General features: G+C 69.1%; 27 protein-coding genes. 9 read left to right on the top strand and 18 right to left on the bottom strand.

Annotated elements, in window-relative coordinates; all coding sequences use genetic code 11:
- Window positions 1–5 precede the first annotated feature (5 nt).
- Both A5695_RS05615 and A5695_RS05620 read right to left on the bottom strand, forming a co-directional pair.
- Entirely contained in the window at window positions 6–275 is a 270-nt protein-coding gene (locus A5695_RS05615) for a DUF1918 domain-containing protein (RefSeq protein WP_068079139.1), read from the bottom strand.
- A gap of 43 nt (window positions 276–318) precedes the next feature.
- Complete coding sequence (locus A5695_RS05620) at window positions 319–1,305, bottom strand: NAD(P)H nitroreductase (protein ID WP_068079140.1); 987 nt, start codon at window positions 1,303–1,305, stop codon at window positions 319–321.
- 180 nt (window positions 1,306–1,485) lie between these two features.
- Between A5695_RS05620 and acsA the strand changes: the two genes are divergently transcribed.
- The 7 genes from acsA to A5695_RS05655 all read left to right on the top strand — a co-directional run bounded on the left by acsA (window position 1,486) and on the right by A5695_RS05655 (window position 8,289).
- Window positions 1,486–3,285 carry an acetate--CoA ligase gene (gene acsA / locus A5695_RS05625; protein WP_068079141.1) on the top strand — a complete coding sequence of 600 codons (1,800 nt, stop codon included), beginning with the start codon at window positions 1,486–1,488 and terminating at the stop codon, window positions 3,283–3,285.
- Window positions 3,286–3,317: 32 nt separating this feature from the next.
- Entirely contained in the window at window positions 3,318–4,289 is a 972-nt protein-coding gene (gene pdhA, locus A5695_RS05630; RefSeq protein ID WP_068079235.1) for a pyruvate dehydrogenase (acetyl-transferring) E1 component subunit alpha, read from the top strand.
- Window positions 4,286–5,263, top strand: coding sequence for an alpha-ketoacid dehydrogenase subunit beta (locus tag A5695_RS05635; RefSeq protein WP_068079142.1), 978 nt, complete (start codon window positions 4,286–4,288; stop codon window positions 5,261–5,263). Before pdhA ends, A5695_RS05635 begins: the two co-directional genes overlap by 4 nt.
- Window positions 5,260–6,477, top strand: a complete 1,218-nt coding sequence (locus tag A5695_RS05640; protein ID WP_068079143.1) for a dihydrolipoamide acetyltransferase family protein — start codon at window positions 5,260–5,262, stop codon at window positions 6,475–6,477. The genes A5695_RS05635 and A5695_RS05640 overlap by 4 nt, the downstream gene beginning before the upstream one ends.
- A 6-nt stretch (window positions 6,478–6,483) precedes the next feature.
- Window positions 6,484–6,735, top strand: a complete 252-nt coding sequence (locus A5695_RS05645; RefSeq protein WP_068079144.1) for an acyl carrier protein — start codon at window positions 6,484–6,486, stop codon at window positions 6,733–6,735.
- 59 nt (window positions 6,736–6,794) lie between these two features.
- A complete protein-coding gene (locus tag A5695_RS05650; protein ID WP_156749475.1) occupies window positions 6,795–7,772 on the top strand; it encodes an NAD(P)H nitroreductase in 978 nt (325 codons plus the stop codon).
- Window positions 7,773–7,875: 103 nt separating this feature from the next.
- Complete coding sequence (locus tag A5695_RS05655) at window positions 7,876–8,289, top strand: pyridoxamine 5'-phosphate oxidase family protein (RefSeq protein ID WP_068079145.1); 414 nt, start codon at window positions 7,876–7,878, stop codon at window positions 8,287–8,289.
- 7 nt (window positions 8,290–8,296) lie between these two features.
- Here A5695_RS05655 and A5695_RS05660 read toward each other — a convergent pair whose 3' ends face one another.
- From A5695_RS05660 to A5695_RS05675, 4 genes are all read right to left on the bottom strand, one after another.
- On the bottom strand, window positions 8,297–9,733 hold the full coding sequence (locus tag A5695_RS05660; RefSeq protein WP_082945875.1) for a phosphatidylglycerol lysyltransferase domain-containing protein: 1,437 nt from the start codon (window positions 9,731–9,733) through the stop codon (window positions 8,297–8,299).
- Entirely contained in the window at window positions 9,709–10,500 is a 792-nt protein-coding gene (locus A5695_RS05665) for a universal stress protein (RefSeq protein ID WP_068079146.1), read from the bottom strand. The genes A5695_RS05660 and A5695_RS05665 overlap by 25 nt, the downstream gene beginning before the upstream one ends.
- A 27-nt stretch (window positions 10,501–10,527) precedes the next feature.
- Window positions 10,528–11,169 carry a hypothetical protein gene (locus tag A5695_RS05670; protein WP_068079147.1) on the bottom strand — a complete coding sequence of 214 codons (642 nt, stop codon included), beginning with the start codon at window positions 11,167–11,169 and terminating at the stop codon, window positions 10,528–10,530.
- A gap of 94 nt (window positions 11,170–11,263) precedes the next feature.
- Window positions 11,264–12,064 (bottom strand): HPF/RaiA family ribosome-associated protein, encoded by an 801-nt coding sequence (locus tag A5695_RS05675; protein ID WP_068079148.1) that lies wholly within the window; start codon window positions 12,062–12,064, stop codon window positions 11,264–11,266.
- 260 nt (window positions 12,065–12,324) lie between these two features.
- Here A5695_RS05675 and A5695_RS30010 point away from each other — a divergent pair, with 260 nt between their 5' ends.
- Together A5695_RS30010 and A5695_RS05680 are read left to right on the top strand one after the other, a co-directional pair.
- Window positions 12,325–12,453, top strand: a complete 129-nt coding sequence (locus tag A5695_RS30010) for a hypothetical protein (protein ID WP_255398591.1) — start codon at window positions 12,325–12,327, stop codon at window positions 12,451–12,453.
- On the top strand, window positions 12,450–13,844 hold the full coding sequence (locus tag A5695_RS05680; protein WP_068079149.1) for a trypsin-like peptidase domain-containing protein: 1,395 nt from the start codon (window positions 12,450–12,452) through the stop codon (window positions 13,842–13,844). Before A5695_RS30010 ends, A5695_RS05680 begins: the two co-directional genes overlap by 4 nt.
- A 27-nt stretch (window positions 13,845–13,871) precedes the next feature.
- Here A5695_RS05680 and A5695_RS05685 read toward each other — a convergent pair whose 3' ends face one another.
- The 12 genes from A5695_RS05685 to A5695_RS05740 form a co-directional block, all read right to left on the bottom strand.
- Window positions 13,872–14,426, bottom strand: a complete 555-nt coding sequence (locus A5695_RS05685; protein WP_068079150.1) for a hydrogenase maturation protease — start codon at window positions 14,424–14,426, stop codon at window positions 13,872–13,874.
- On the bottom strand, window positions 14,423–15,709 hold the full coding sequence (locus A5695_RS05690) for a Ni/Fe hydrogenase subunit alpha (protein WP_068079151.1): 1,287 nt from the start codon (window positions 15,707–15,709) through the stop codon (window positions 14,423–14,425). The genes A5695_RS05685 and A5695_RS05690 overlap by 4 nt, the downstream gene beginning before the upstream one ends.
- Entirely contained in the window at window positions 15,706–16,464 is a 759-nt protein-coding gene (locus tag A5695_RS05695; protein WP_068079152.1) for an oxidoreductase, read from the bottom strand. The genes A5695_RS05690 and A5695_RS05695 overlap by 4 nt, the downstream gene beginning before the upstream one ends.
- On the bottom strand, window positions 16,464–17,318 hold the full coding sequence (locus A5695_RS05700) for an FAD/NAD(P)-binding protein (protein ID WP_068079153.1): 855 nt from the start codon (window positions 17,316–17,318) through the stop codon (window positions 16,464–16,466). The genes A5695_RS05695 and A5695_RS05700 overlap by 1 nt, the downstream gene beginning before the upstream one ends.
- Complete coding sequence (locus A5695_RS05705) at window positions 17,311–18,435, bottom strand: 4Fe-4S dicluster domain-containing protein (protein WP_068079154.1); 1,125 nt, start codon at window positions 18,433–18,435, stop codon at window positions 17,311–17,313. The genes A5695_RS05700 and A5695_RS05705 overlap by 8 nt, the downstream gene beginning before the upstream one ends.
- A gap of 59 nt (window positions 18,436–18,494) precedes the next feature.
- Window positions 18,495–19,055, bottom strand: coding sequence for a hypothetical protein (locus tag A5695_RS05710; protein WP_068079155.1), 561 nt, complete (start codon window positions 19,053–19,055; stop codon window positions 18,495–18,497).
- A 32-nt stretch (window positions 19,056–19,087) separates the two neighbouring features.
- Entirely contained in the window at window positions 19,088–20,086 is a 999-nt protein-coding gene (locus A5695_RS05715) for an NAD(P)H nitroreductase (protein ID WP_068079156.1), read from the bottom strand.
- A 109-nt stretch (window positions 20,087–20,195) separates the two neighbouring features.
- On the bottom strand, window positions 20,196–20,462 hold the full coding sequence (locus tag A5695_RS05720) for a hypothetical protein (protein ID WP_068079238.1): 267 nt from the start codon (window positions 20,460–20,462) through the stop codon (window positions 20,196–20,198).
- Window positions 20,463–20,550: 88 nt separating this feature from the next.
- The gene (locus A5695_RS05725; RefSeq protein WP_068079157.1) at window positions 20,551–21,729 is read right to left on the bottom strand and encodes a cation:proton antiporter; all 1,179 of its coding nucleotides are present in this window, start codon (window positions 21,727–21,729) and stop codon (window positions 20,551–20,553) included.
- Window positions 21,730–21,785: 56 nt separating this feature from the next.
- Window positions 21,786–23,090: an MCE family protein gene (locus tag A5695_RS05730; RefSeq protein ID WP_068079158.1), complete on the bottom strand. Its 1,305-nt coding sequence runs from the start codon at window positions 23,088–23,090 to the stop codon at window positions 21,786–21,788.
- A 2-nt stretch (window positions 23,091–23,092) separates the two neighbouring features.
- Window positions 23,093–23,962, bottom strand: coding sequence for an ABC transporter permease (locus A5695_RS05735; RefSeq protein WP_068079159.1), 870 nt, complete (start codon window positions 23,960–23,962; stop codon window positions 23,093–23,095).
- 1 nt (window position 23,963) lies between these two features.
- On the bottom strand, window positions 23,964–24,779 hold the full coding sequence (locus tag A5695_RS05740) for an ABC transporter permease (protein WP_068079160.1): 816 nt from the start codon (window positions 24,777–24,779) through the stop codon (window positions 23,964–23,966).
- Between the last annotated feature and the right edge of the window lie 97 nt (window positions 24,780–24,876).

The raw sequence follows: 24,876 nt of genomic DNA on the forward strand, positions 1-24,876 counted from the left end.
GCCGCTTACCCGACTCGGGTGTGATCCCGGATGGCGGCTTGCACCGCGGCGTATCGTGTTCGCGCCCGCTCGTCGGCGGCCCGCTGCTCTGCGGCGGTGACGACGATGGCGTCCGGGCCGGGAAAGACGGTCGCCTCCTCCCCGGTGGCCAGCCACCGCACCCGGTAGGGCGGTGCACCGTCGGGGGAACGCACGGAGGTGATCAGCCCGCGCAGATCGGGGCGCCCGAGCGTGCCGCTCTTGATCACGAGCCAGTCCCCGGCTTCGGCAATCATCGTCGACTCCCTTCGAAATCCTTGGGCCACAATGCGAGCCGCCCTAGCGGCGTATCTCCAACACGTCGCGCAGCGGCCGCCGCGGCGTCGGTTCCGGGCCGCCCCTGCCCGCTAAGGCGGTGCCCACCCGGATCAAGACCTGGGGCACCGCTTCGGGGTCGGCGATCAGCTGACGGACCATGTCGCGGCTCGCCGGCAGCTCCGTCACATGGGTCACGGTGCACGTCGCCAAGCCGGCGATGGTGCATTCCAGCAGGATCACCGAAAGTACCTGGCCGCACACGAACGCGTCCGCGCGGGTGTCCCCCGGCGTGGACAGGACAAGCACCTCCGCTTGATCCTGCAGACCCGAAGAAGCCGGCCGGGCGTTCGCGTCGGCGGGAAACCGGCGGTTCACGTCGACGGCGCGGCGCTGCGCGTCGCTCACCAGCGCGTCCGTGGGAATGCCGTCGTCGTGCCGGCCCGGCGATGTCCACCAACGCAATTCGTGGTGATAGACGTCGTCGTAGCGGCGCAACGCCTCGGTGAGACGCGCCGCCTCCACCAGCCGCGGGTGTGCGTCGTCGGCGAGTACGTCGAGGGAGACCAAGGCGGGGTCGAACGCGCTCCGCAGCACCGGCTCGAACGACGCCCAGTCCCGTGGTGCGCCGAACGGCCGCCGGTCGCTCCTGCGCCGCAAGATCGCGGCGGCGCGATCTCGCCGGGCCGCGGAGACGTAATCGGTCGGGACGAAGTCGACCGAAGCCAGGTGGTCGAGGTTGTTGGGGTTCGGAAACTCGTCGACGTTCGTCCCCCACCCGTCGGCCACCATCGCAACCCGGAAGTGGTCGAGCACCGCGCCGCAGCTGATGATCGATTCGCGGCCGGAGCCATCGGCCGAGGGCACCGTGCGGTCCGGGTCGGTAAACAAATCGACGGTCGGGCCGCCCGCGACCCATCGCCACGGCTGGCTGTTGTGCAGCGAGGGGGCGCGGCAGGCGAGCTCCAGCGCCCTGGTGAGCACCTTGGTGTCGACCATTGTCGGGGTCATCGGGTGTCGTTCTCCTCTCCTACCTGGACCCTCGGGCATCCGGGCCGGCGCGCGCCAGGGTCCTTGGTCCCCAGGGTCGGGTCATTGGACCCGCCGGGTTCGACTGATGACCTTCGTCTCTATTGCGGCGATGCCCCGCGGCAAACGATGAAGGCGACCGCGCAACCCGAGGACCCTGCTATGGACGTCATCCGCAAAACGGCCACCGACTTCTCCGTTCGGCCCAACCTCACGGACTACGAGCACGAGCGCGCCCAGTTCCACTGGTCTGAGGTGCCGGATCCGTGCGAAGGGATGGGGCCCGGCCTGTGCAACATCGCCTACGCCGCCGTCGACCGCCACACCGCGGGTCCGGCCGCGACGCGCACGGCCCTGCGGTTCGTCCCCGATCGGCCCTGGGACGGCGTGATCGCCACCCACGACCTCAGTTACGCAGAGCTGGGCCGGCTCTCCCGGCGGTTCTCCAGCGCGCTGCGCTCGTTGGGCATCAACAAGGGCAACCGCGTCTTCACGCTGATGGGCCGCACCCCCGAGCTCTACATCGCGATGATGGGCGCGCTGCGCAACGGCAGCGTCGTCTCACCGCTGTTCTCGGCCTTCGGGCCGGAGCCGATCGCCACCCGGGTCAACATCGGGCAGGCCGACGTCCTGGTGACCACCCGCGCGATCTATCAGCGCAAGGTCGCCAAGATCCGCGATCGGCTGCCGTCGCTGCGGCATGTCTTCGTCGTCGACGACGGCCAGGCCGGTGGCGCGCCGCCGGGGACGCTCGACTTCTGGCAGTGGCTGGGCGCGGCCGACGAGAACCCGCCGATCGCGCCGACCACCGCCGATGACCCGGCACTGCTGCACTTCACCAGCGGCACCACGGGCACGCCCAAGGGCGCCATCCACGTGCACGGCGCCGTCGTGATGCACTACGTCACCGGTCTGTACGCGCTCGACCTGCACCCCGACGACACCTATTGGTGCACAGCGGATCCGGGCTGGGTGACGGGCACGTCCTACGGCATCATCAGCCCGCTGCTGCACGGGGTCACCTCCATCGTCGACGAGGCCGAATTCGACGCCGAACGGTGGTATCGCATCCTGCAAGACCAGGGCGTCTCGGTGTGGTACACCGCGCCGACCGCCATCCGGATGCTGATCAAGGCCGGACCGGAATTGCCTGCGCGCTACCGCTTTCCGCGGCTGCGGTTCATCGCCAGCGTGGGCGAGCCGCTCAACCCCGAGGCGGTCTGGTGGGGAAAGCGGGTGCTGGGCCTGCCGATTCACGACAACTGGTGGCAGACCGAGACGGGCGGCATCATGATCGCCAACACCCCGGCGTTCGACATCAAGCCCGGCTCGATGGGCCGTCCCCTGCCCGGGGTCGACGCGTTCATCGTGCGTCGCGACGACGACGGGCCCGTCGAGGTCGTCGACCAGCCCGACGTCGAGGGCGAGCTCGCGCTCAGGCCGGGGTGGCCGTCGATGTTCCGGGGCTACCTGAACGCCGAAGAGCGCTACCGCAACGCCTTCGCCGACGGCCTCTATCTGTCCGGGGACCTCGCGAAGAAGGACGCCGACGGCTACTTCTGGTTCGTCGGCCGCAAGGACGACGTGATCAAGTCCGCCGGGCACCTGATCGGTCCGTTCGAAGTGGAAAGCGCGCTGACCGATCACCCCGCCGTCGCCGAGGCGGCCGTCATCGGCGTACCCGACCCGACGGTCGGCGAAATGGTCAAAGCCTTCGTCACGCTGAAGGACGGCGTGCTGGCCGACGAAGACCTGCGGCTGCAACTGATGGGCCATGCGCGCAAACGGCTCGGGGCCACAGTGGCGCCCAAAGAGATCGAGTTCGTCGATTCGTTGCCGCACACGAGCAGCGGCAAGATCATGCGGCGCCTGCTGAAGGCCCGCGAACTGGGCCTGCCCGAAGGGGATACCTCCACCATCGAGCAGCGCCCCGTCCAGCACGCCGAGGGGGTGCCGTCATGACCCGCGCCGGCGACGATGCAGAGCGGCGCCCGATGAGCACCGTGAAGCTGGCCCATGAGTTGTTGTCCGACATGATCCGGGTGCGGCGCATGGAGGAGAAGTGCGCGGAGCTGTACAGCGCGGCCAAGATTCGCGGATTCCTGCACCTCTACGTCGGTGAGGAGGCGGTGGCCGCCGGGTCGCTGCGCGCACTGGCCGATGACGACGCGGTGGTCGCCACGTACCGCGAGCACGCGCACGCGCTGCTGCGCGGCATCCCGATGACCTCGATCATGGCCGAGATGTTCGGCAAGCAGGAGGGCTGCTCGCGGGGCCGCGGCGGTTCCATGCACCTGTTCGACGCGGCCAAGCGGTTCTACGGGGGCAACGCCATCGTCGCGGGCGGCCTGCCGCTCGCGGTCGGCATCGCGCTGGCCGACGCCATGCTGCAGCAGAAGCGGGTGACGGCCTGCTATTTCGGTGACGGCGCGGTGGCCGAGGGCGCGTTTCATGAGTCGCTGAACATGGCGGTGCTGTGGAACCTGCCGGTGCTGTTCTGTTGCGAGAACAACCTTTACGCGATGGGCACCGCGCTGGACCGCGCCCAGTCGCAGACCGACCTGACCGCCAAGGCGGCCGCATACCGCGTTCCCACGCTGGCGGTCGACGGGATGGACGTCGAGGCGTGCCATGCCGCCGCGCAGCAGGGCGTCGACCACGTGCGCGACACCGGTGGCCCGTTCTTCATCGAATTCCGCACCTACCGGTTCCGCGCCCACTCGATGTTCGACCCCGAGCTGTACCGGGACAAGGCCGAGGTCGAGCGATGGCGCGAGCGCGACCCGATCCGGGCGTTCACCGACAAGTGCGTGGGCGACGGCACGCTCTCCGACGCCGACGTGCGGGAGATCGAGGACGCGGCCGTCGCCGAGATCGAGGCCGCGGTGGCCTACGCCGAGGCTGGAACGTGGGAGGACGTGGCGGATCTCGGGCGTGACGTGCTGACCGAAGAGGCAACGCGATGAAAACCAGCTATCGAACCGCCGTGCACGACGGCCTGCGCGACGCCCTGCGCGAGGACCCGCGCGTCGTGGTGATGGGGGAAGACGTGGGGCGCTATGGGGGAACGTATGCCGCCTCCAAGGGCCTGCTCGAGGAATTCGGCCCGCAGCGCGTGCGGGACACGCCGTTGTCGGAGTTGGGCTTCGTCGGCATCGGAATCGGCGCGGCGCTGAACGGGTTACGGCCGATCGTCGAAGTGATGACGGTGAACTTCAGCCTGCTCGCGCTCGACCAGATCGTCAATACCGCTGCGGCCCTTCGTCATATGTCGGGTGGGCAGTTCTCCGTGCCGATCGTCGTGCGCATGGCCACGGGCGCCGGTCGCCAGCTCGCCGCGCAGCATTCGCACAGCCTCGAGCCCTGGTATGCGCACATTCCGGGCATCAAGGTGCTGGCTCCGGCCACCGTCGAGGATGCGTACGGCATGCTGGGGCCCGCGCTGGAGGACCCCGACCCGGTGGTGATCTTCGAACACGTCCAGCTCTACAACACCTCGACCGACGTCGACGTCCTCTCCCCGACCGACATCTCGCGGGCCGCGATCCGCCGCACCGGCGCCGACGTCACCCTGGTCACCTACGGCGGCTGCCTGCCGAAGGCGCTCGATGCCGCCAACGAGTTGTCCCTGGCCGGAATCGATTGCGAAGTCATCGATCTGCGGGTCCTTCGCCCGCTCGACGAGACCACGATCCTCGACTCCGTCCGCAAGACGCATCGCGCGGTGGTGATCGACGAGGCCTGGCGCACCGGCAGCCTCGCCGCCGAAGTCAGCGCGCGCGTGATGGAGGGCGCCTTCTACGACCTCGACGCGCCGGTGGCCCGGGTGTGCAGCGCCGAAGTGCCCATCCCCTACGCCAAGCATCTGGAAGAGGCCGCCCTGCCGCAGGCCGCCAAGATCGTCACCGCCGTGCAGGGCCTGTTCGGGGAGCAGCCGTGATCGAGTTCAAGATGCCCTCGCTCGGCTCGGACATGGATGAAGGCACCCTGAACGAGTGGCTGGTCAAGCCCGGGGACAAGGTGACGCGCGGCCAGGTCGTGGCCATCGTCGAGACCACCAAGGCCGCGGTCGAAGTCGAATGCTGGCAGGAGGGCATCATCGACGAGCTGGTCGTGCCCGTCGGCGAAACCGTCCAGGTGGGAACGACTTTGGCCACCCTGACGGGTCCGGGCGAGCCGGCCGAGAAGCGGCCGAAGGCCCGGCCGGCGCCGAAGCCGGCCGCCGCGCCGGCGTCCGCGTCGCCGACGGCGCCGTCGGCGTCCCGCACTCCCCCCGCCGCGCCGGGGCGGCGACGCTGGGTCTCCCCCGCCGCGCGGCGGTTGGCGACGTCGCTGGCCGTCGACATCGACGCGGTGACGGGCACCGGCCCGCAGGGCGCGGTCACCATCAACGACGTCGAACACGCCGCCAGCAGATTAGCGGCCAAGCCGGCCGCGCCCAAGTCCGTCGCGCAGCCGGGAAGCAAGCCGACGGCGGCCGACCGTGCGACGCAGATGCGCAAGTCGATCGCCGCGGCGATGAGCCGGTCCAAGCGGGAGATCCCGCACTACTACCTGGCCGAAGAGATCATGTTGGAGAAGTCGTTGTCGTGGTTGACGACGCGAAACGCGCAGCGATCCATCGACGAACGGGTGCTGCCGGCCGTCCTGCTGTTGAAGGCCGTCGGCGTCGCGGCGCAGCGGTTCAGCGAGTTCAACGGGTTCTGGCGGGAAGCCGGCTTCGAGCCCGCCAACGGCGTGCACGTCGGGGTCGGGATCTCGCTGCGCGGCGGCGGGCTGGTGGCTCCCGCGATTCACGACGTGCCGGAGAAGAAGCTGGACGAGCTGATGAACGACCTCACCGACCTGGTCGGGCGTGCGCGGTCGTTCTCGCTGCGGAGTTCGGAGATGTCGGACCCGACCATCACCGTCACCAACCTCGGCGACCAGGGCGTCGACGCGGTCTTCGGCGTCATCTACCCGCCGCAGGTCGCGATCGTCGGATTCGGCCAGCCCGCCGAGCGGGTATGCGTCATCGACGGCGGCATCCGGGTCGTCACCACCGTGCAGGCGACGCTCGCCGCCGACCACCGCGCCAGCGACGGGCACCGGGGCGCGCTCTTCCTCGCCGCCATCAACGAGCTGCTCCAGCAGCCCGACCTGCTAGAGAAGTGAGGCACTATGACCAATGAAGAGACCCGCACCGTGGTGCTCTCGGTGCTGACGAGCATCGCCCCGGAAGTCGACCCCGAAGACATCGCCGACGACGTGCTCCTGCGCGACCAGGTGGACCTGGATTCGATGGACTGGCTGAGCTTTCTGCGCGGGATTCACAAGCGACTGCATGTCGACATCCCGGAGTCGGACTACGCGACGCTGCGCACGCTGGCCGACGTGGTGACCTACGTGGAGAAGAATGCGTCCACGGTATGAGCAGCCAATTGCGAACGGGGGCAGCATCTTTGGCCGGTAACGAACAGGGGGTTGGCATCATGGGCAAGACACCGGACATCGAGGCGCTCAAGAAAGCGGTGCTGCTCGCCTGCCGCGCCCCCTCGGTGCACAACAGTCAGCCCTGGCGCTGGATGACCGGGGACGGTGTCCTGCGGCTGTTCGTCGACCGTCGCCGGGCGATGCCGGCGACCGACCACTCGGGCCGGGACGTGATCCTGAGTTGTGGCGCGGTGCTCGACCACCTCTGTGTCGCCATGACCGCGGCGGGCTGGGAACCGAAAGTCCAGCGCCTACCCGACCCGGACGACCCCGACCAGCTGGCCGCGGTCACGTTCAGCCCGCTCGAGGACGTCACCGAGGCCCAGCACCGCCGCACGGAGGCGATCCTGCAGCGTCGCACCGACCGGCTGCCGTTGGGCAGGCCGACCTATTGGGAGCTGTTCGAGCCCGCCCTGCGGGAAACCTTCGACCCCGACGTGGTCAGCCTGGACGTGCTCGCCGATGAGGTACGCCCCCTGCTGGTGGAGGCGACCCGGCTCACCGAGGAGCTGCGCCGCGACGACTCGTACTATCACGCCGAACTCGACTGGTGGACTTCGTCGTTCGTGTTGGCCGAGGGGATGCCGCCCGGCGCGCTGGCCTCCGACAAGGAGAGCTGGCGGGTCGACGTCGCCCGCAGCTTTCCGGTCAGGAGCCACGCGGACCGACGCGGCGACGTCAAGGTCGATTGGTCGAAAATCCTGGTGTTGTCGACCCCAGGGGACACCAGATTGGACGTGTTGCGGTGCGGCGAGGTGCTGTCGACGGTGTTGCTGGAATGCACAGTGGCCGGGATGGCAACCTGCCCGCTCACCCATCTCATCGAGCTGGAGGAGAGCCGGGACATCGTGCGTGAGCTGGTCGGCCGGCACGGCGAGCCGCAGGTGCTGATCCGCGTGGGGATCGCGCCGCCGCTGGAACAACTCCCGCCGGCAACCCCGCGGCGCCGGTTGGACGATGTGCTGCAGGTCCGGTAAACGATCATTGGTCCTTGGCCCGCGGGACTTTCGGCCGACTACGGAGGCCGGCCCCGCGCAATACCATCTTCAGATGTAGCGCTGCCGATGAAGGGGACGACTGATGTCACTGATCGATGACGGGGTTTCCATCCTGCCAGTGAGCGAATGCTGGGATCTGATCGCGGGCATGACGCTGGGCCGCCTGGTCACCAGCGTCGGCGGTCAACCCGAGATCTTTCCGGTCAATTACGCGGTCCAGCGCCACACGGTGCTGTTTCGCACCGCCGAGGGGACCAAGCTGGTCAGCACGGCGATCAACAACCGGGTGTTGTTCGAGGTGGACGACCACAACGTCGCCGAGGGGTGGAGCGTGATCATCAAGGGCACCGCGCGCTCTCTGCACAGCAACGAAGACATCGAGGAGGCCGAACGCGCCCAGGTGCTGCCCTGGACGGCCTCCGACAAGTCGCATTTCGTACGAATCATTCCCGAGATCGTCACGGGCCGTCGGTTCCGCTTCGGGGTCCCGGAGTGATCCGCGGCTAGCCGGACCGCATCCGGCGCGGGCGAGGCACGAACTCCAGGGACAGCAGCACCAGCAGCGCCGCCGGAATGTGATGGGCGCACAACACCACGTAGCGCCGCTGCGACAGCGCGTGGAACTTGCGCAGGTACCGGTACAAAGACTCCAGCCGGATCAGCGGGTCCAGCAGGTGGATGAGCCAAAGCGCGCCCCGCTGCAGTGGGCCCGGCCGCGCGGCTTCGAAGATTTCCGGAAACGCCGCGAAGGCAAGGGAAAGGCGCTCTCCCCCAGCCTTTTGCGCATGGGCGATCATGTCGACGCTGAGCCGCTCGTCGACGCCGTTGGGGGCGTCCGGTCGGCGGAACGGCACGTCGAGGCTGACCTCGGAGCCCCCACCGGCGGTGAGGTAGCGGTGAAACGCGACCGCCCGGCCGTCCCTGTCCCGCGCGATGGCCAGCGTGACGCCCGGAAAACGGCCCTGCAGCGCGCCGTCGAGGTTCATGCAGAACCCGCGGTCGGTGCGCGCCGCCCGGTGCGCGGCGTACAACACCCCGGTCAGCTCGGCCAGCATCGCGCCCCGCAGATGTTGTTCGTCGACGAATTCGGTCGTGACACCGCAGTTGCGGGTGCGCTGCACCGCCTGGCGAAGGTTGCGGAACCGGCGCCCGTGCAGGGTGAAGTGACGAATGTCGACGACGACATCCCGGCCGATCGGCACCGACAGCATCGGCTGACCGACCGTTTCCCTGTGCCACAACCGGAGGTGGCGTTCGCCGGCGGCCAACACGATGATCTGCCAACCCCGGCCTCGGCACATGCGGACGAAATCTTGTGCCAGCTCGTCGAATCTGGTCTCATCGCCGATAGGATCGCCGCTGACCACGGCGAAACCCAGCCGCGTGCGGTAAGCGATCGCCGCGGTGCCCTCGGCGTTGAAGTGATAGCTCTTGCTCGAGTGCATCGCGAACGGCGCCAACGGATCTCCGCGCGTGGCGTCGACTAGACCCCACACCCGGTCCAGTAGCTCCGGCTGCGCCCGCGCCGTGGTGGGCAGCATCAACGCGAGCCCGCTGCCGGCGATCAGGACGTTGCCCAGCACCGTCCAGGACACGACATGCGCCCCAAGCCCAGCCGCCACCGCGGCGGCGGCGTACATCGCGTGTGCCGTGGTCACCGGACGGCCCAAAAAGACGCCGCGCGCGATCAGGGCGGCCGCCCCGAGCAGCGCCACCGACCAGCCGAACCTGCCCGGGGCGACGCGTTCGTAGCCCAGATATTCGCGGGCCACCAGCACCACCAACCACAGCAGGACGCACAGCAGCATCAGCACGCTGACGCGGCGCGCCGGCACATCGGCGCCCACCAAGATCCGTTCCACGCCGCGCGCCCGATTGGCGCCGCGGCTCCCGGGACTGATTTTCACCGCGCGCTCTAGCGCACCACGAGCACGGAGCATTCGGGGTGACGGAAGAGAGGATGCCCTTGGGGGCCGACCAACTGCGCCAGCTGCCGGGCCTCGTCGCCGCCGATGACGGCCAGCTGAACTCGCTCGCCGTTGGCGCTCAGGTAGTCGGCGATGGCCTGCCTCGTGGTGATCGGGTAGACCCGCACCTCGGGGTAGTGCCGTCGCCATTGCGCCACCCGGCGTTCGAACGCGCCGTCCGCATGCTCGGTGAGTTCCTCGGGCCGACCACCCAGGACGAGCATGGGCGCCCGGCGCAGCTTCGCCTCCGCCGCAGCGAAATTCACGACGGTATCGTTGTCCGGTGCGTCCGTCATCCGGACCACGATCCAATTGATGTCCGGTGGCGGCCGGTCCGAGCCGGTCCGCAAGACCGCGACCGGGCAGTGTGCCTTCTCGGCGAGTTCGGTCGCCGTCGAACCCACGATCGAGCGCGCGTAACGCCCGATGCCGACGCAACCGACACAGATCATCGCGGCATCCGAGGACGCCTCCAGCAGCACGGAGCCCGCGGGGCCTCGCAATACCTCGGTTTCCAGCGGTGCGGCCTTGTTGGTGGCCTCGACCGCCAACCGCGCTTGTACGAGCGACTTCTCGGCGTGTGCGACGTCGCGCTCGTAGTCGTCCGGCGACTCGTGCGTCGGTTTGATGACCGAGACCAGACGCAATGGAACGCCGCGAACGATTGCCTCGTCAATGCCCCACAGCGCGGCCGCGATCGCCGCTGACGAACCGTCGATTCCCACCAGTATTGGTTTCATCGTCGGGCCCCTTTCCACCAAAGTGTGTCAGCGCGTTTGGACGGACGCGCGGATCGGCACTGCCGGTGCGAGCCGCTCCGCGCGGCGCTTGGCGGTGAGCAACAGGGCACGGGTTCCCAGTGAGATCATCGGTCGGGCCAGTTCGAGGGCGAACACCTCGCCGGGGTAGCGCAAGCCGATTCGGGCGCGCGCGAGAAGCCGGACCCGGTCTTGCCAGTGTGGTTGCAGGTGAAACGACACGACCGCGTTCCAGCGCGGTTCGGATCGCATGGCAGTGAGCACGATGTACTTTTCGGGCGCGATCTCCGCGACGCGTAACGTCACCCCGTCCGGCAGTCCCAGCCAGCGTTCGGGCGTCAGGCGGATCACGTCCCCCACCCGCAGACTTTGGTTATCGTCTTGTCCGGCAACGGTTTCCGATCCTTGCACGCTGCCCGCAGCCCTGTCCTGGCCCATGCGCATCAGCCCGGACCACACCGCAGGCGCGGTCGCGTCGATGTCGACCGCCTCGGTCGTCTGCACGGCCGGATCGCTCACCAAGGTGTCTCCCGGCACTTGCAGCCGCGACTCGGCCTTGGTTGCGCCCCAATTGCGGTAGTAGCTGCGCGCGCAGTACAGCATGGTGAGCAGCGCCGCGGTCTGGGCGAAGCGCTTTCTCGAGTTGGCCATGGCGCCAGTGTGCGCGGAGCGCCCAGATGCCTGCGAGGGTCCTAGGTCCTTGGTGCGGCCGCCAATATGCCCTGCCGCCCGCGCGCGGCGCCGCCTAGCCGGCCGGGGTGATCAGGCCGTAATGCCCGTCGTAGCGGTGGTACAACACGCCGGCGCATCCGTAGGCCGCGTGGATGAAGAACAGGAACGGCAGGCCGAGCATGGCCAGCCGGTCTTCGGCTCCCTCTTCGGTGAGACAGGGCAGCGGTTGTTGGCTGATCGTGACGGGCAGCGTGTGTGGACTCACCTGGCCGGCCACCGCCGGCGCGGCCAGCGCGAGGCGGTAGCCCGTCGGCCCACCGCGATACAGCACGCCGGCGATGCCGGTGCCCTTCTCCGTGAACAGGTGAAAGTCGTAGTCGAGCAGTTCCATTTCGCGGGCGGCCTCGTCGAGGGTGCAGGGTGCCAACGTGAACGACTTGCGGCGGAGGACGCGGCGCTGGTTCGCCTGGCGGGGAAGGTAAGCCGGCCGGTGTGACGGCTCGGACTCGTGCCGCCTCTCGTCGGCCCCCGCGGGTAGCTCACCGCGACGCGCCTCCGGGTGGTCGGCGGCGCGTTGCAGGCGGCGGCGAAGCCGCGCCGCGAGCAGATCGACCGCTTCGCGCGCGGTGTCGGCCTGGACCTGCGCGCGAACCGGCCGGCCATCGACATCCAGGTTGGCCTGCGCGACGACGGGCCGCTGCACGGCGGGATCGCGATGCCGGGTGAGCCGTACCCGGGCGTGCAGCACCGGCCGACTCGCGTACCGCGTGAGCTCACCGATCTTGCGGCGCGCGTAGTCGGTCGCCGCGGGAAGTTCGTCACGGGCGGTGACCTGGACGTCGATCTCCTGTATCGGTGGGCTCTGGTGGCGCATAGCTATGTGCTACGTCACGGAAGCGGTTGGTAGACAGGGTCAAAGGTCACCGGATCGACCATCTTCAGGACGCCGCCTGCGAGCCCCGGGCCGTCTGCTCATCCGTGCTGCGAACGCCGCGGCCCGGTCGGTGGGGGCCTTGGTCACTTTCGAAAACGGAGGTCCCTCGCGGTCGGGACTTCGGTCCCTATCTGGGTGTCCGGCGAACCGGTCAAATAAGTGTTGTGACTGTGACAGTTCCGAGAACGAAGCGCAATACCGTGGCAAGTGTTGTCGGGGCGGAGGTGATCAGCCTCGAGTCGCATCCGGCGTGGATTTCGGCGCGGCGATACGACGCCGAGCTGCTCGAGTCGATGCGCCGCCACCCCTCGTCGATGGCCCGTCCGTGAGCCGGCAAGTCGCGTATGCGCCGGCCCGCAGATTGACGGCGCTGTCGGCGGCGGCGTTGCTGCTGCTTGCCGGTGCGCCGGGCGTCGCGGCCGCCGACACCCCGCAGGCCAAGCCGGAGGAACGGGCGGCGGCCCTGATCCGGCCGTCCATCATGTATCTCGCCGGTGAGGGCTACGGTTTGGTTCGGTTGCCCAGCGGTGAGATCCTGTCGCAATTCGGGCGCGGATCCAGCATGCCGTTCCTGGCGACGTGGAATTGCACGGCCTTCGTCGTCAATCCCGACGGCTGGGTGGCGACGGCGGGTCACTGCGTGGACCCGGCGAGCGCCACGGAACTGATACTCAAGCGGGCCGTCGAGGAGTATCGCAGCGAGTTTCCGGCTGCGCCCGAGTCGAGCGATCCCGCGGCCACTTTGGAGTGGTTGCAGAAGAACGCCCGGGTGGAAGGCGACGCCGTCGGGCAGGGGCCCCATGTCGGCATCGCGCTGATGTCCGGTACCGGTAGCAAACTCACGGACAAGGTCGTCGCCAACGTCGTCGAGTTCCGGCCCCTCGGCAAGGGCGACGCCGCCCTGCTCAAGGTGGCCAAGCACAACCTTCCGTCGTCCGAGCTCGCCACCGACGCCGAGGTCACCATCGGCACGCCGGTCCTCGCGGTCGGCTTTCCCGAGAGCACCCAAAACGTGACCGGCGCTTCGCTCGACCCGACTTACAAGAGCGGCAAGGTCAACAAGAAATCCATCTCGGGAACGAATCCCACGTACGAGATCGACGCCGCGATGACCGAGGGCATGAGCGGTGGCCCGACGATCGGGTTGAACGGCAAGGTGATCGGCGTGAACAGCTTCGCGCCCGCCGGCGAAACACAGCCGTTCAACTTCATCGGCCCCGCCGACGGCGTCGCCGCCATCTTGGCCGGTAAGGGCGTCAAGCCGATGCTCGGGCCCGCCGACCGGTTCTATCGTCAAGGGCTGGCCGCTTTCTACGCCGGTCACTACACCGACGCGATCAACGAATTCGACCAGACGCTGGCCATGTCACCGGGCTACCCGGGTCTGGAGGACCTCAAGACGACCGCGGTCAACCTGCGCCAGCAATACGGGGACTCCTCGTCGCTGAGCGGCGCGAATCTGTTGTGGTACATCGTCATCAGCGTCGCGTCGGTGATCGGCCTGGCCGCCGGAGTGGCCGCGCTCGGCCGTAGGCGGCGCCGACCCCCGACGCCCGACGTGCGGCCGCTGCGCCTGATGCCCCGCAACGAGGACGCCCAGGAGCCGCACTTCTGCGCGCACTGCGGAGCCGAACATCATCCGACCGAGCGGTTCTGCCCCAACTGCGGCAAGCACATCGACGTTCCCGCGGCGACGCAGGGAACCGGGTTGATATCTTGATCGAATGGCGCGACGAACCCGCGGCCATCAACCAGTTTGGTGTCCGGGTTCGACGACGCGGTGGCTCGCACCCGGCCGCGATCGCATCGTTGACCGAAAGCGGTTGATCTCGGCGGCCACCATACGGACCACCACCGGCACGGCCGGCGCGACGCGCGGGGTCAGCCCGGCGCCCGCGCCGGTGTCCGCCGCCTCGACGGCGAAGACGACGATCGCGCCGGGTACCCGTTCGAGCGCCCGAGCCAGGGCATGGGTGCGGCCGATGTCGATGTGGTGCGAGCTCAATCCTTCGGCCTGGGGGGGCACGCCGTCCACGTCATAGCGGTGGATGCGACCGGGGTCCGCCGGGTCGGCGATTGCCGCGTCGATGATGACCGCCAGCCCCACCCCAGTCCACGCCTCGATGAGTCCCATCGGCTCGGCGATACCTGTTCGCACAATGACATTCGGCCACGCGAGGCCGCGCAACGCTTCGGCGGTGGCGACGCCGACACCGTCGTCGCGCCGGTACTCATTGCCCAGCCCGATGATCGCGACACGGTCCCCGCCTTGGCCGGCGGCGGCCCCGTCGGCCGCGGTCATCCTCGCTCCACCGTCAGCGTCAGGAAGTGTGCCGAACACGAGATGCACGGGTCGTAGCTGCGGATCAGCTGCTCGCACAGCTCGGTCAACGCGGCGTCGGCGAGCGCGAGGTTGCCCGAGACCAGGCGGGCCAGGTCGGCTTCGATGGCCCCCTGGTTCTGCGACGTCGGAGGGATCATCGTCGCCGCCGACACCAACCCGTCCTCCTCGATCCGGTAGCGGTGGTAGAGCAGGCCGCGGGGCGCCTCGCTGACGCCGTGGCCGACGCCGGCCCGGGCCGGGACGTCAACAAACGGCCGCGACGGGCGCCGGTATTCGGCGATGATGCGCAGTGATTCCTCGATCGCGTAGACCACTTCGACGGCACGGACGACGATGCTGCGGAACGGGTTTCGGCATTCGCCCGACAGGCCCGCCCGGGTGGCCGCTTGTGCGGCGATCGGCGACAGCGCCGCCGCGTTCAGCGAGTACCGGGCCAGCGGCCCGGTCAGGTAGCGGCCGCCGTCGAGCGTCGCGTGCAGGGCGGTGGAGTGCGGCAGCTGCGATTCGGCGATGTGGTCGGTGAAGTCGGCCACGGCGAAGGCCGGACCGGCGCTGCGCGCGATGACGCCATTCTCGATCGGGTAGGCGCCCGGCGCGGTGAGGGCCAGGAACTCGTGGTCCAGCTCGAGGTCGGGGAACTCGAATCCGGACACCCACTCGACCGTCGCCACCGCGTCGTCCAACGCGCGGCGTAACTGCTCTTCGAGCGGGTTGAAGTCCAATCGCGTTGGAACGGAATAGAATCCGCCGAGGCGCACATTGACCGGATGAATCGCCCGGCCACCGACGAATTCCATCAGCCGGTTGCCCGCCTTCTTCAGGGCGAGCCCCCGTTCGACGATCTCCCGATGGTCGCGGGCCATGCCGACGATGTCGGGGTAGCCGAGGAAGTCGGGCGCGTGCAGCAGGTAGATGTGCAGCGCGTGACTGTTGATCCATTCACCGCAGTACAGCAGCCGCCGCAACGCGACGAGCTCCTCGTCCACCCGCACCCCGCAGGCATCCTCGATCGCGTTGCAGGCGCTGACCTGATAGGCGACCGGGCAGATGCCGCAGACCCGGGCCGTCAGGTCGGGCGGCTCGGTGTGGGCGCGTCCGCGCAGGAACGCCTCGAAGAAGCGTGGCGGCTCGTAGATGTTGAGCTGCACGCTGTGCAGTGCACCGTCGCGCAGGGTGACGTGCAGCGCGCCTTCGCCTTCCACGCGGGTCAACGCGCCGACGCGAAGCGTGCGGTCGCTCACGGCCGGCTCCGTTCGGCGGCGAACGTGGCGACGTTGAACGTCGAGAACACCCGGTCGACGCCGCCCTCGGACATGCCGTCGCGGCGCAGCAGCGGGATCAGCGTCGCGGTTCGCGGCGCCGCGGACGGGCCGAAGCAGCCGTAGCAGCCGCGATGGTGGCTGGGGCACAACGCCCCGCACCCGGCGTGGGTGACCGGCCCCAGGCACGGAATCCCTTCGGCGACAACGATGCACGTCGTTCCGCGCAGCTTGCATTCGGTGCACACCGTCTTGGCCGGCAGCCGCGGCTTGCGCCCGATCAGCAGGGCCGCCAGGGTGTCGAGCAGCTGGCCCCGGTCGATCGGGCAGCCCGGCAACTGGTAGTCGACCGTGACGTGCGCGGAGGCAGGTGTGGACGTCGCCAGCGTGTCGATGTATTCCGGCCTGGCGTAGACGACGGAGGTGAATTCGGTGATGTCGGCGAAGTTGCGCAGCGCCTGCACTCCCCCGGCTGTGGCGCACGCCCCGATGGTGACCAGCACCTTGGATTGCTGCCGGATCTCGGAGATGCGTTGTTCGTCGTGCCGGGTGGTGATCGAGCCCTCGACCAGCGACACGTCGTAGGGCCCGTCGACCGTCGCGCTGGAGGCCTCGGCGAAGTTGGCGATCTGCACCTGGTCGGCGAGGGTGAGCAGTTCGTCCTCGCAGTCCAGCAGGGTCAGTTGACATCCGTCGCAGGAGGCGAACTTCCACACGGCCAGGGTGGGTCGGCTCATCACAGTTCCTTCACCCGCAGGAGGGGGCCGGCGACGTCGTAACTGACCACCGGGCCGTCGCGGCACAGCAGCAGCGGTCCCAGCTGACAGTGCCCGCACAATCCCGCCCCACACTGCATGTTTCGCTCCAGGGACACTCGGATATTTTCGGCCGCAATGCCTTTCGCGAGGAGCGCCTCGGCGCCGAAACGCAGCATCGGCTCGGGTCCGCACAGGAAAGCGGTCGTCCGGTCGGGGTCCAGGGCGAGGCGTCCCAGCGGCTCGGTGACCAGGCCGACCTCGCCGTCCCAGCCCGGCGTCTTGGCGTCGACGATCAAGTGCAGCTCGATTTGTGGATCCTGTGCCCACTTTTCGAGCTGAGCGGCGAAGACGAAGTCGGCCTGCGAGCGGGCGCCCACGACGAGCGTCACCTTGCCGTAGCGTGACCGAGTGGCCAGCGCCCCGAGTATCGCGGGGCGCAACGGGCACAGGCCGACGCCGCCGGCGACCATGACCAAATCGCGGCCGACGGCTTCGGTCAGCCCCCACGTGGTGCCGAACGGGCCCCGGACACCGATGACGGTTCCCGGCTGCGCGTCGTGCAGGGCGCGACTGACCGCGCCGACCGCGCGGACCGTGTGCGTGATCGAGCCGTCGGTGACCGTGGGGTCGCCGCTGATGGAAATCGCGGCCTCGCCGACGCCGAACGCGTAGAGCATCATGAACTCTCCGGGTTGCGGTGCGCGCAACACCTCACCGAGCGGTTCCAGGCACAAGGTGGCCGAATCCGGGCTTTCCACGACGCGGCTGCGCACCCGGTACGGGTTCGGCGCCATCACCGACGAGGCCGCGGCGACGGGCGCCGCGTCAGTCATCGCGGGCCATCTTGTTCATCTCCTCGGTGATGTCGATGCCGGTGGGGCACCACGCGATGCACCGCCCGCAGCCGACGCACCCGGACATGTCGAACTGGTCGTGCCAGGTGCCGAGTTTGTGCGTCAGCCAGTGCCGGTACCGCGACGCCCCGGATTGGCGGACGCTGCCGCCGCCGTGGATGTAGGTGAAATCGGGCTCGAAGCACGACGCCCAGTGCAGCCAGCGCTCGGCGTGCTCACCGGTCAGGTCGCTGACGTCTTCGGTGCTGGTGCAAAAGCAGGTCGGGCACACCATGGTGCAGTTGCCGCACGTCAGGCAGCGGCTGGCGACCTCGTCCCACTGCGGCGATTCGCGCGAACGCACCAGCAAATCGCGCAGATTCACCTCGGGCATCTGGCGGCCCATGCGATGCGACGCGGCCTCCACAGCGGCACGCGCGCAACCGATCTCGGCGTCGTCGGGCCTCCGGTGCGGGACGGCCGCGAGCACGTCCGCGCCGTCCTGGGTGCCCACGTCGACCACATAGGTCACGTCGTCACCGTCGGGTCGCTCGGTCAGCGCCAGGTCGTAGCCCGGGCCGGCCGCGGGGCCGGTACCCATCGAGGCGCAAAAGCACAGCCCCCCGGGCTCGGTGCAGTTGACCGCGATCACGAAAATCTGCCGATGCCGGCGCACGAAGGAGCCGTCGGCAAACTCGCCGCGGCCCAGGACCCGATCGAGCGTCGCGATCGCCGCCAGGTCACACCCGCGCACGCCGAGGAACGCGTAGCGCGGAATCTCCTCTTCCGCTTCGCCATCGGAAAAACCGTCCCGGGTGCCGGCCCACAGCCGGCGCCGTGCCGGATGCAGAAACTGCTTCCAGGACTGCGGCCCAGACGAGTGCCCGAACGCGGCGTCGTCGTCGCGGCGGCGCACCCGATAGTGCCCGGGGGCCACGTCCACGCCCCACCCCCGCGGTAGGTCGGCGGCGGACTGCAACTGATCGAGGACGATCGCATTGTCCCGCAACGTCGGACCGATCACGCGGTACCCCCGCTCGATCAGGACCTCGACGAGGCGGCTCAAACCGGCGGCGCCGAATGACGCGGCACCGGAATCCCCGCCGTATCCGCTCATCGGCTCATCATCTTCCAGTTCGGCTGTGCTGTATAGGGCTCTGGCGACGGGGACGCCGGCTACGAGGCCTCGGCGAGGAACTCGATGTCGCGTTCCCACCTGGCGTCACGAGCGCGATCCAGCCGCGCCCGGACGACGGCGACAAGTGCGGCCATCGCAACGGCCACCGCCAGCGCCGTCACCGCCGCGACGCCGACCGCCTCGGCCGCGGCCAGCCAGGCGGGTGTGGGCGGCGACACCGGGTTGCCGTCCGGGTCCACCCAGATCTCGACGGTTCCGTCCACCTTGGTCTGCTCGTTGACCGCCAGCGGTCCGACGCGCTCCCCGTTCGGGCCCGCCCACTTCGCCTGCACCACAGTCACACCCAGATCCTCGACCAGGGCGTCGGTGACTCTTGCCGGCACGCGGTGCCGGTCGTGGGCCTCCTGGGTGTACACCCGGTCCCGCGCACCGTAGGTGACCGCGCCGGCCACCCCGGCGAGGGGCACGGCGATCAGGGACACCGCCACCGCGACCAGGACGACCAACGCTTCGATGCGGTCCGAGCGGCGCAGCAACGGGTTACGGCCGAAGACGCGCGCCACCCACCAGCGGCGCGGGTTGAAGGTGAAGGTGTCCATGGTGTCCTTTGCGCCGCAGCGGTTTGACCGATTCAGAGGGCGACCCGGTGCTCGTGATCGGCCACCCACTCGACGAAGTCCCCCAACTCGCGCCGCGGTGTCGCCGGCAACGGGTCCGCGTTGATCGGCGCCCACCCCACCCGTAGCAGCATCTGGGGGTAGTTGCTGTCGCCGAAGATGTCGGATTGGACCGCCGCACGCGTTCCGGGCGTCTCCAACGGTTCGGTGACCGGGCAGCTGACCAGCCCCAGTGATGTCGCGGTGAGCAGCACGACACTGGTCGCCTCACCGGCGCGCAGCTGGGCCAGACGGTCGTCGTTGCGGGTGCCCAGCGCCAGCACCACGGCGTTGTCGTCGGCCGGCGAGGAGTCAGGCGCCATCGGCAGCACCGGGCCGGCGAAGAAGCGACCCGGAATCTTCGCGGCCGGATCCGGCGCGGGCGTGTTGCGGGCGGGAACGCCGGCCACCGACGCGTAGCGGCCACTCCACGCCGTCAGCTCGGCCAGATAATCCAGGTTCAGGTGATCCTGGACGGATTGAGCGACGACCTTGCGCAGATTGTCGAGATCTTCGACCTGGCACAGCGTCACCCCGCTGCGCGCGGCCCGCGCGGCCATCAGGGCGACGTCACCCACCGGCACCGGCCACGAGCTGTAGATGCGCCGGTCGGTTCGCCGCCGCGGGATGGCCGCGGCCAGGGCGATGTCGACGGAGTCGGCTCGATGCGGCGAAAGTTCGATTGCGGCAAGGTGGCTGGGGTCGGCGGGATTCGGGAACCGGGTCACCTTGGAAAGCCACCCGACCGCGGCGAGCGCGACAACGCAGTGATGCAGCGCCGCACCGCAACTCAACATCAGGTCCCGGCCCTCCGGGTCGATGTTGGGCAGTTTGCGGCTGTCATCGGAGTACAGGTGCAGGCTCGCCGCGTCGACCCGCCACCGCCAGGGTTGGGAGTTGTGCACCGAGGGCGCCCGAGATGCCAGGCTCAGGATCGTCCGGACCGTGCCGGCATCCGGAAAGCGGATGTTCATGGGTCGTTCCCCTTCGGTATTGCGTCGTCCTATCCACGATTGCGGATCGCCGCGGGTCAGACGAGGGCATGACGGCTCTAGGCGGAAGGACTTTGGGCCAATGGCGCAGCTAGGCGGCCGGTGCGAGGGCCACGTCGATGGACAGCTGATCGCCGATGGCGTAGGCCGCCGACCAGTCGCCGACGCACGCGGCCCTTGCCAGCTCGTCGACCAGGGGGCTGCGGGCGCCCAACTCCGCCAGCCACGCCGTCACGATGGGTGCGATCTCGTGGCCCGGCACCCGGACGGTGCGGTCGCCGTGGAGGCGATCGGTGACGCGGTAGATCGTCGCCCTCGGCACGGCCCGCAGGTGGTGCCGTCGTGTTGCGAACCTCATCACGGCCTCCTCGATCGAGCTTGGAATACATCCGACCACTTCCCCGGCGCGCTTCGTCAGGGCCGAACGCAACCCGGCGGCAAGTGCTTCAGTCGTGTTTTCGAGGATGCGGAGGTCCCGCGGGGGTAGGGCCGTTGGTCACCGGGCCGCGTGACGCGAACGCGCCCGCGATCGAGGTGGCGGCGATCGTCAGCAGGGCGCCGAACATCAGCGCCGACGCTTCGCCGGCGACCAGGAGGTGTTCCTGGGTGCCGATGGTCGCCGCGGCCACCGGCACGCCGAGTTGCGCGGCGGACAGCACCGCCAGCGTCAGCGGTTGGCCGAGCAGCCTGCCGGCGCAGTGCGCCAGAACGGCGCCGAGGCCGAGCCCCGCGCCGAGCAGGATGAGTTTCGGGTGCGAGCCCAGTTCGCGCACCTGCAGCGAAGCGCCGAGCCAGACGAAGAACAGCGGGCTGAAGAACCCCTCGGTGATGCCGAACAGCTGACGCGCCAACCGTCGCGGTTCGCCGACCATGCCGACCACCAAGCCCACCGCGAAGCCCGCCAGCATGACCGACACGTGCGCGCTGACGGCGAGCGCCGCCAGGGCGAACAGCACGATGAGGTTGGTCCGCAACTCCAGCGCGAACCGGCGCTTCTCGGAGTAGACGTGCAGGCGGCGGCGCCAGCCGTCGGATCGGCGCAGCAGCACGTAGAACACCGCGGCGCAACCCGCGACCGCCAGCGCGCCCAGCGCGGCCGTCGGCGCGTGGCGAAGGTCAATCACCAACGGCAGCAGCACGATACACGCGGTATCCGCGACCGCTATCTGGGCGGTCACGGCGATCACCTGCGGCCCTTGCAGTTTCAGCGAGTCGATCACCGGCAGCGCCAGCGCCGCCGAGGACGAGGCCATCAGGACCGCGTACATCGCCGCGTGCCCGGTCCCGAAGGCCACCGCCAGGCCGACACCGAGCGCCACCGCGACGGCGCCGGCCAGCGCCGCCCGCCCCAGCGCCCGCGGCAGCGACGAGCCCAGCGCGCCGGCGCGCACCGGGACGTGCGTGCCGACGACGAACATGACCAGCGCGAAGCCGATGCTGGCGAGCAACTGAAACGTCGGGTTGGTGACATCGACGACGCCCAGGCCGGTTCGGCCGATGACCAGGCCCGCGATCAGCTCACCGATGATCACGGGGATGCGCAGGCGCGGCAGCGCGGCCAGCAGCGGGCCGGCCAGCCCGATGGCGGTCAACAGCGCCAGGGTGTGGAACCCAAACCCCGGCACGTCAGCAATCCCTGCCCGCCAGCACGAAGTAATTCTGCATTCTGCGCGCCGCCGTCCTAGGGATTGATCGTGTTGTCCCCCACCTGGCGGCCCCAGACGTACTCGATGGCGTACGGCGAGCCGGTGTCGAGATGGTTGTACGGCGCGATGCTGTTGCCGGTGTCCATCACCAATTCCGGTGCCGGCCACAGGTGACGGGTGATGGGCTGCCAGCACCCCGGGGCGCCGCCCGGCCCGCCGCGCGCGTTCACCCGCGGCAGGTTTTCGGGGTAGGTGTACGGGTTCGGCGCGCCGCCGACGACGCCGGCGAGCCCGCCGACCAGGCTGGCGAGGGTGGCGACCGCGGACACGGGGTTGGCCAGCAGCCCGAGGCCGGACAGCGCCTCGGTGTTCATGTTCAATGAGTAGCCGTTGAATCCGCCCTCGGACGCACCGGTCAGCGGCGCCACGTCGTGGTAGTTGCGCAGCGTGCAGTAGATCGCCGGGCTGTAGGTGTCCAGCAGCTGCGCCGTCGGCACCAGGTCCTGCGCGCCACGGGCGAGGAACGGGCCGCCCTTGTTGAAGATGTCGGCGCCGGTGTTGCCGAACCCGGCCGCGGACAACAGGGCCTGGTCCAGGTCCTTCTGCTGCGCATTGATCGTGCGCGAGGTGATCACCGCGTTGTTGAGGAAGTCCAACAGGTCCGGCGCGGCGTTGGCGTAGGTGTCGCCCAGCCCGGCCAGCTGCTGAATGTCGCGGCGCGCCCGCGGCAGCCGCGGATTGACGTCATCGAGGATCGCGTTGGCGTTGACCACCGACTGGCCGAATCGATCGCCCAGCCCGGTCAGCGCCTGGGCGGCGGCGCTCAGCGTCAGGTTCAGCTTGACCGGATCCACCTTCTGCGCGATCGAGGTGACGGTCTGGAACAGCGTGTTGATCTCCGTCGTCACCGACCGCGCGTCGATCACGGTGCGCGGATTGAGCTTCTGCGGCGACGGGTTCTTCGGCGTCGTCAGCGACACGTACTTGCCGCCGAACACCGTGGTCGCCTTGACGTCGGCGTTCACGTTGGACGGGATCAGCGACAGGTACCGGGGATAGACGTCCAGGGTGAACTTCGCGGCCGGCTTGCCGTCGCGCACGGTCTCGGAGATGCTGGCCACCCTGCCGATCTCCACCCCGTTGTAGGTGACCTTCGAGCCGGGATCCATCACCAGCCCGGCCCGTGACGACAGCATCGTCAGCGTGGTCTTGGGGGTGAAGTTTCCCCGGAACTGCCCGTAGACCAGGACCAGCGCCACCAGGGCGATGATCAGCGCTGCGATGCCCGCCAGCTTGTACGGCGGGTTCCGGGGTTTGTTGACCTTCACTGGTGACGTCATGGCTACACCGTGAGCGCGAAGTTGGGGTTGACGCCGTAGAGGGCCAGCGCGGCTGCCAGCACGACGACCTGGACCGACACCAGCGAGAACCGCATCGATCGACCGACGGCCTCGCCGACGCCGACGGGCCCGCCGCCGGCGTTGTACCCGTAGAAGCAGTGGGTGATCATCACGACCGCCGTGATGATGATCGCCTCGAGGAATGACCAGAACACGTCGTCGGGACGCAGGAACGTCCGGAAGTAGTGCTCGTAGGTTCCGTTCGATTGGCCGTAGAGCACCGTGGTGGTGATCTGCGGCGACAGGAACGACATGATCATCGCCAGCGAGTAGAGCGGAATGATGACGACCAGACCGGCCATGATCCGGGTGGTGGCCAGGAACGAGATCGACTTGATGCCCATGACTTCCAGCGCGTCGACCTCTTCGCTGATGCGCATGGCGCCCAGCTCGGCGGTTGCGCCGGCGCCGACGGTGGCGGCCATGGCAATGCCGGTGACGACGGGGGCGGCGATGCGGACGTTGATCAGCGCGGCGAAGAAGCCGGTGAACGCCTCGACGCCGATGTTGCCCAGCGAGGCGAAGCCCTGAATGGCGACCAGCGAGCTACCGGACAGGGTCACGAAGCCGACGATCGCGACGGTGCCGCCGATGACGGCCATGGCGCCGGTGCCCATGCCGATCTGGGCGATCAGCCGCAGCGTCTCCTTGCGGTAGTTGCGCAGCGCGTGCGGAATGTGGCCGAGGGCCACCGCCCCGAACCACGCCATCTGGCCGACGTCGTCGAGCCCACGGCCCGCGGCACCGCCGTAGCGGTTGAGGTTTTCGGCTGCCCGCGGGAAGCGGGCGCGCAATACGGCAGCGGTCGACATGTCAGTGTCCCGTTCCGAATCGCACGCCGATGGTCGTCAGCACCACGTTGACCGCGTACAGCGCGACGACGCAGAGCACGACCGTCTCGTTCACGGCGGTGCCCAGCCCCTTCGAGCCGCCCCGCACGGTCAGGCCGCGGTAGCAGCCGACCAGCCCGGCGATCAGGCCGAACGTCGCGGCCTTCACGGTGGCGATGACGACCTCCGGCAGACCCGTGATCGTGGTCAGCGTGGCGAGGTAGGCGCCGCCGGAGACGTTTTGCAGATAGACGCCGAACAGGTAGCCACCGACCAGGCCGACGGTGATCACCAGGCCGTTGAGCAGGGTCGCGACCAGGGTTGCGGCGATCACCCGGGGGACCACCAGCCGGTGGATCGGATCGATGCCGAGCACCTCCATGGCGTCGATCTCCTCGCGGATGGTGCGCGCGCCGAGGTCGGCGCAGATCGCCGTCGACCCGGCGCCGGCGACGACCAGCACCGTGGTGAGCGGGCCGAGCTGGGTGACCGCACCGATCGCCGCGCCGGCTCCGGACAGGTCCGCGGCCCCGAACTGGGCCAGCAGCACGTTGAGCGTGAAGATCAGCAGAACCGTCAGCGGGATTGACACCATGATGGTCGGCAGGAATGCCACCCGCATGATGAACCAGCACTGCAGGACGAATTCGCGCCATTGGAACGGCCAGCGCAACAGTGCCCTGCCGGTGAGGACGCACATCCGGAAGAATCCCCCGATGAGCGTCAGCGGCGTCTGCAGTTGGTCGCGTACGTAACCGACCAAGTAGGGGCCCCGTCGACTCGCCGACGTTGAAGTCACCGCTGCCCCCTCCAGCTGATACCGCCGGCCTCGCGGCGCGGCGGCGGATCGTGTCGCACGCCTATCCCCCTCGCCGTCCTCCGCAAGCGGGAGGCGC

The organism is Mycobacterium sp. E1747, assembly GCF_001667775.1.
In the GTDB taxonomy this organism is placed as follows: domain Bacteria; phylum Actinomycetota; class Actinomycetes; order Mycobacteriales; family Mycobacteriaceae; genus Mycobacterium.